This is a genomic window from Bartonella sp. AP20NXHL, assembly GCF_042196165.1.
Taxonomy (GTDB): domain Bacteria; phylum Pseudomonadota; class Alphaproteobacteria; order Rhizobiales; family Rhizobiaceae; genus Bartonella.
Map to the genome: position 1 here is coordinate 1 of NZ_JBHIPV010000033.1, position 6,252 is coordinate 6,252.

Sequence of the window (6,252 nt, forward strand, 5' to 3'; positions counted from 1 at the left end):
TGGAAACCAAACTCCATGAATGGTCTTTGCATCATTGCCATAGCCGGTAAATTGCAAACTGGGGGACCTGCCAAAACGCTCCATACAAACCCATGAGGCAGAAAACTCTTCTTCAAAAGATTGGAAATTCAGCCAATCCACATAAAATTGATGCGGTCCTAACATCATCAAAGGATCTCTCATAGGCTCCCTCCCCTCATTCTGTCCCGCCATGCAGCGCATTAGCGCGTGCCCGTTGCAAAGCATGGGCAACCGCACGACCAGTGGCCATGGGTTCACGCGCCCCATTAACATGCACTGTGACATTTTGATTGTGTGTGATGGGGGAACGGTCTTTGTCTCTTTGCTCTCTCGCAGATGAATTTACAGGAGAAGCCCCCGCAAATTGTGGTATGGGCTGAATGGCTGTTTTACCCCCCAAAAAACTTGGCAAAAACTCTCTTACATCAATGGAACCAATCCACCCCTTAATGCGACTAGGCAAAGATTTACAATAATCCATCAATTGTGAGATAGACGACATAAAGCCATCGACAATCGAATTAGCCAGATCTTCGCCCGCTTGTTCCATACCAGCCTTGGCAGCATCCGAGAGCTTTTCGCGGGCAAAAAAACTCTTTCTAAACTGAAACTTCTTAAAATCCCCTTTTTACACCTCTCTCAAAGCAAAGATAAAACTGCCAAGACACGTGAGAGTCATCTAAGGATAATTGCATGAGACCATAACAGCTATAAACAGACTCCAATATTTGTATCATATTATTGTAACGATTTACTTACGTATAAAAGAAGAAGATAAAATTGTAATACAACTAAAAGTTCATACGATTAATCAAGAGAAATTATACAGCATCACAAAACATCAATTGTTTGAAGATTATAAGTAAAAAATTGATCAAAATAAAAAGCTTTTCTTATGAAAAAGAAAAGTGTTGCCCATGAGTAGATATTATAAGCTCTAATAAAGGGCATAACTTAATAATTATACCGCAACAAATTAATAAAAACAGCCTTCTTGATGATTCTGGACAACAAGTGCTAGCAAATTATGAACACACCCTTGACAAACTCCCCTTTCTTCAAAGATGAAAGCCTAAAAAGAAAAAATAGAATAACAAACCATTATTCTGCTTTGTATTAAAGCTCAGTTCACATTAAACCATTGCACTTATAGCGTATAACCTGAAATCTTAGCAGCTTTGAAAAAAATATGTCTGATTTTTCACTCTATTTCTAAGTAACATTTAGACACTCCTACTGCTCTTCAAGTCCGCACATATAATACGTTTTTTCCCTCATGCTTTAAGACAAAGAAACAAATCCTATTATAACTTACTGCAACTTGCCGAAAATTGAGTGTCTTTCCCTATAACACCAAGATCTTTAATTAAAAGCGGTTTTCCTATTTCTCCATTATAGGCTTTAACGTGAATGGTCTTGCCTTTCACATCTAAGAGGTAATAATCTCCATTAAAAAGCGCACCAGCTGTATATATAGGGATATTTCCAAAAACCTTATCATTTTTCGCACGGCAATAAGACTGATAATGCGTGTGACCCACGAAGATTGCTTTAACATTATGAGAGGTAATAATTGACTTAAAGACCGACAAATCTTTAGCATTCTTTTTACGAATAAAAAAGGATTCACCATCAATGGAAGCAGCACGCGCATCATGAAAATTAATGATTGTCACTTTACCTCTTGCATCAGCAGCAGCTAAATCGTTCCTAAGCCAATCTAAAGATTTATTGATTTGCACTTCTGTAGACTGCCCCTTCAAACCAACCGTATAGCTTGGATAATTGTGAAGCTGCACATAGTGAACATCTCCATAATCCCAAGAATAACTCAAACTCCCCCTTATCGAGCGAATATTTCCACCCGAAATGGGAACCAAACTTTCAGTAACATCTGCATTGAAATGCGCTAATTGACTACGGTATTTTTTGATTTCCGATACCATTCTTGAAACTGCACTTATAGCACAAGCATCTTTGTAAAAACTGAATTCTTGAGGATTTGTACAATTACCAACATTATTGGCATAATCGTGATTCCCTAGCCCCTCATAGACAGGTGCTCCAAGAGTTTTATAAACATTTTCATAATCATCATAGTTTTTTTGTTGTCCAAACTCCGTCAGATCACCATTGACAATATGGAATGCAGCCTTGTGCGCTTTTATCACACCAGCAACCTGCTCATTTATCTTTAACCATGGCTCTCTGTTTGATATTCCATTGGCATCACCAGAGTTTAAACGCCACGGTTGCGGATCAGCCATAATGATAGCAGTATAATTTTTTGTAAGAGACTTTTCTTTCATAGACCAATCCATGAATGCATCATGATGAAGCCTCTTGTCTCTTTTTATTTTTTCAGAACCAAGATTAAAACAACCAGAAAGAGTAAAAGCAATCACGGTGATTACCAATTCAACTTTATATCTCATAAACCTATCACCATAAAAACGTTACATATTTTTTATATTAAAAAATTCCTCAGAGACAATTTTTTTAGATTTTATTGTCAAAAATATGTCAAAAATTCGAAATAACGAAAGCAATGATCCTTCAATGAAGGTGCACTTTGATGATATAAAAGCACTGTTGATTTCAAGCCTTCAACTTCAAGAACTTTAATTGATTAAGATTTATAAGCTTGGGCTCTGGCTCTTTCAAATGTCATCGATACATCAACAGCTTATAAAAACTTAGTCGTATACTATTAAAATATCCCCAACAGGAGAAAAAATGTATTCTTATACTAGAGCGCCCAACTCCTTTAGATATCAAGATCAATTATATTATGATATTATCATAAATAAGGTATAAATAATCAAAAGTGCTAGCAACAGTGTTATAGTATTACCGTCATCATTCACTTTGATAAGCTATAAAAATGCAGAAATACTACAAAAAATACTATTATTACTTTATAAAAAATAATATAAATTATGTAAAGTATAATAATAGTTATAATTTATATAATGTAGATTTACAATAAATTTAATTATATAATATAAATCATTACAAGCACATTGTGTGTTAAATATAAATTCATACAAATTTAATATTATTTATTTTTTAATTTTGACAAAAAACCAAAAATGTCTTACCAAATAAAGAAAATTATCGAAATTAATAAAAATTATCCATTTTCACTTCTTCTTATGAAGTTTGCGGGGAAATGAATATTTTGGGGCTTTCATAAGGAGAATACTGGTGTATAAAACCTCCCTTTTATCATGCACGGCTGCGGCTGCTATCATCCTATTCAACATCCAGTTCACTGCACATGCTGAAACTCTTGGCGTTGCCAACGAAGAAAAAGATATATCCGGAAAAACGTACGAGACTATTTATGTAAAAGACAAAGGAAAAATCACCGGCAGTACTGTAACTGTAACTGGAAATGAAAACACAAATACAGACACAGGTAGCGATAAATATGTTGTAACAGTTGAAGGTGCTAACAGTGCGCTTGAATTAAATGGCTTAAATATTCAAGGCACTGATTCTGATGTTCGTTTCGGTATTTCTGTAAAAGACGGCGCTAACATCAACCTGACCGGGGGGAACATTACAGCTTCTCAAACTGGCGTTTATATTGATGGTAGTAAGAATAGTAGAAGTATACTGCAAAATGTAGTGATATCAGATAATAAAAATGAAGCATCATCACTCCTTGGAATAGAAATAAACAACGAAAGTTTAATTACTTTAGAAAATGTAACAGTTAAGCAAGCAGAAACTGGTATACTTGCGGATGACGTTTCTCAAGTTATAGTATCCGGAGGATCATTCGAGGGTAAAATGGATGGCGTATATGCTATGGGCGGCACCACCATTACTGTAGATGGCGGTACTAACATTACCTCATCTAATGGTAACGGACTCCATGCCGATGATGAAAATACCACCATAAAAATGACTGGAGGAAGCGTAACTGGAAAAGACGCAGCATTGTATACAAACGACGGTGGTCATATTAAAGTCACGGGTGGTACTCTAACAGCAAAGGGAGATACCACAAGTGCACCTACTACAGAAGGGGATAATCCTGCATCTAATAAGGGTACTAAAATTGAGAGTGGATTCGGCGCCTTGTCTCAAGGTGAAAACAGTGTGATTGAATTGTCTGATACAAAGATCAAAGATGCTACAATCGGGTTGAAAACACAAGAAAGTGGCGCAATCGCAATGACTGGGGGAAGCATTACAGCGTCCAAAGTTGGTGCATTCTTTTTGGATAGCAAAAGCAAAGAAAACGAACTGAAAGATGTAGTGACATCAAGTGGGAAAGATGATGCGCCACTAATCAATGGAATCAAGGCAACTAACAGTAATGTCACTTTAAATAATGTAACAGTGACTCAAGCAGCAGCCGGTATATTTGCAGATCATGATTCGACAATAACAATCTCGGGAGGATCATTTCATGCACAAAATACAACAATATCTGCTCAAAACGGCAGCGCCATCACTTTAACCAACAATGCAAACATTACATCATCTGATAACGTTGGACTCTATGCAAACAGTTCAAACTCCTCCATCAGCATGACAGGAGGAACCGTCACGGGGAAAGGTAATGCATTGGTTGCTGAAAATGGTGGCCATATTACTGTTGCAGATGTAACCCTAAAAACAAATGATAGCGATAAGTCATCTGGTGTATTTTCTAATGGTGAAGGCAGTGTAGTTGAATTGCTTGAGGGAACAACGATTAGTAATAGTGAAATTGGACTTACAACAAACGATGGTGGCGCAATAAACATGACTGGAGGAACCATTAAAACTTCTCTAGTTGGTGCCAGCTTCTTAAACAGTAACAGTGGTGAAAACAAGCTAGAAGGTGTGAAGATATCGAATAGTAAAGACGATGCGCTACTAAACTTTGGAATAAAAGCAGACAAAAGTACCGTTGTTTTAAATAATGTAGAAGTGACTCAGGCAGCCGCCAGTATAGTTGCAAATGATCACTCAACAATAACGGTCTCAGGAGGATCATTTAGTGGACGTGATGTAGGAGGAAGCGCCGAAGCCAGCAGTACGATTATCTTAAAAAACAATGCTAACATTACATCATCTGATGGCGGAGGACTCCTTGCAGACGGTTCAGGATCTAAGATCATAATGATGGGAGGATCCGTAGCCGCGAACGAAACAGCGTTATTCGCAATCAACGGAGGGCATATTGATGCCACAGATGTTGCTCTAAAAACAGAGGGAAAAGGAAACGGTGCATTTGTAAGTGGCAATGACAGCACAATTCAATTGCATGGTGATACAATAATTAACAATACTTTGGGCGGCCTTGGAGCAGTTGACGGTGGTAAAATCACCAGCAAAGATTTAACAATAATCGGTGGTGAAGCACTTGACGGCCCCGACAACGAACGCACTGGTATATGGACATCGGACTCTGGTAGTGAAGTTAGGTTAATGGGCAAAACAACCATTCAAAATGTTGATGAAGGGTTTTATGCAGACGGTGGAAGTCAAATCATTAGCGGAGATTTAACAATAACTGGTGGTGAAAGTAAAAAACAAACCGTTGCTGTAAACGTTGAGGAAACTGATAGTTTAATTAAGTTAAATGGTAAAACAACCATTCAAAATTTTAATGTTGGTCTTTTTGCAGGAAATAATAGCACAATTAAGATGGTTAATGGCGCTATTGATGCTAATTCCAAAGGCCTAGATACCCAATCCGTCGCCCTTCAGAATGGGAAGCAAAATAAAATAGAAGCAAAAAAAGCTGCAATGGTTGTAATAAATGGCGGACATATTGATCTGACAGATGTTTCTGCCACAGCAGAAGTTGCCGGTTTACAATTCGCAACTTTCTCCGATAATAATCCGAATAGCTCGCATGATCCACAAAAATATCATAGTAATGAGATCAATCTGACCAATGCAGAGCTTCATGCTGAAAATGGTACAGGAATTTTTGTTGGAGCTTTTACTAACGATAACATGGAAGATATTCCAGGTTTGTCAATCGGTACAGTCAATCTCAAAAATTCAGAAATCCATGCTGATGTATTGTTAGGAGATGGTCTTTTCGAAGATCCAAAATCTTGGAAAAATGACAATTATTGGAACAATAAAGAGGTTAAAACGATCTCCAACGGCACCTTCACATTAAGCGCTGATCAGTCTATTTTAGAGGGCAGAGCAAATATTGCTAAAGACAGAAATGTGCACTTTGATCTGAAAAACAATACAAAATGGACGTTGAAA

At 37.2% G+C, this 6,252-nt stretch carries 4 protein-coding genes; 1 reads left to right on the forward strand and 3 read right to left on the reverse strand.

Going from position 1 to position 6,252, the window contains the following annotated elements:
• The 3 genes from ACFILL_RS08530 to ACFILL_RS08540 all read right to left on the reverse strand — a co-directional run.
• Window positions 1–183: phage tail protein (locus ACFILL_RS08530; RefSeq protein ID WP_375643759.1), on the reverse strand; the 183-nt coding region annotated here is incomplete at its 3' end.
• 13 nt (window positions 184–196) lie between these two features.
• Window positions 197–571 (reverse strand): hypothetical protein, encoded by a 375-nt coding sequence (locus ACFILL_RS08535; RefSeq protein WP_375643757.1) that lies wholly within the window; start codon window positions 569–571, stop codon window positions 197–199.
• A gap of 754 nt (window positions 572–1,325) precedes the next feature.
• Window positions 1,326–2,456, reverse strand: coding sequence for a metallophosphoesterase (locus ACFILL_RS08540; RefSeq protein WP_375643756.1), 1,131 nt, complete (start codon window positions 2,454–2,456; stop codon window positions 1,326–1,328).
• A 772-nt stretch (window positions 2,457–3,228) separates the two neighbouring features.
• Here ACFILL_RS08540 and ACFILL_RS08545 point away from each other — a divergent pair.
• Window positions 3,229–6,252: beta strand repeat-containing protein (locus tag ACFILL_RS08545; protein WP_375643755.1), on the forward strand; the 3,024-nt coding region annotated here is incomplete at its 3' end.

Coding starts and splice junctions, on each gene's coding strand:
- ACFILL_RS08540 (WP_375643756.1), bottom strand. CDS start 2,456: ATGAGATATAAAGTTGAATTGGTAATCACCGTGATTGCTTTTACTCTT.
- ACFILL_RS08535 (WP_375643757.1), bottom strand. CDS start 571: ATGGAACAAGCGGGCGAAGATCTGGCTAATTCGATTGTCGATGGCTTT.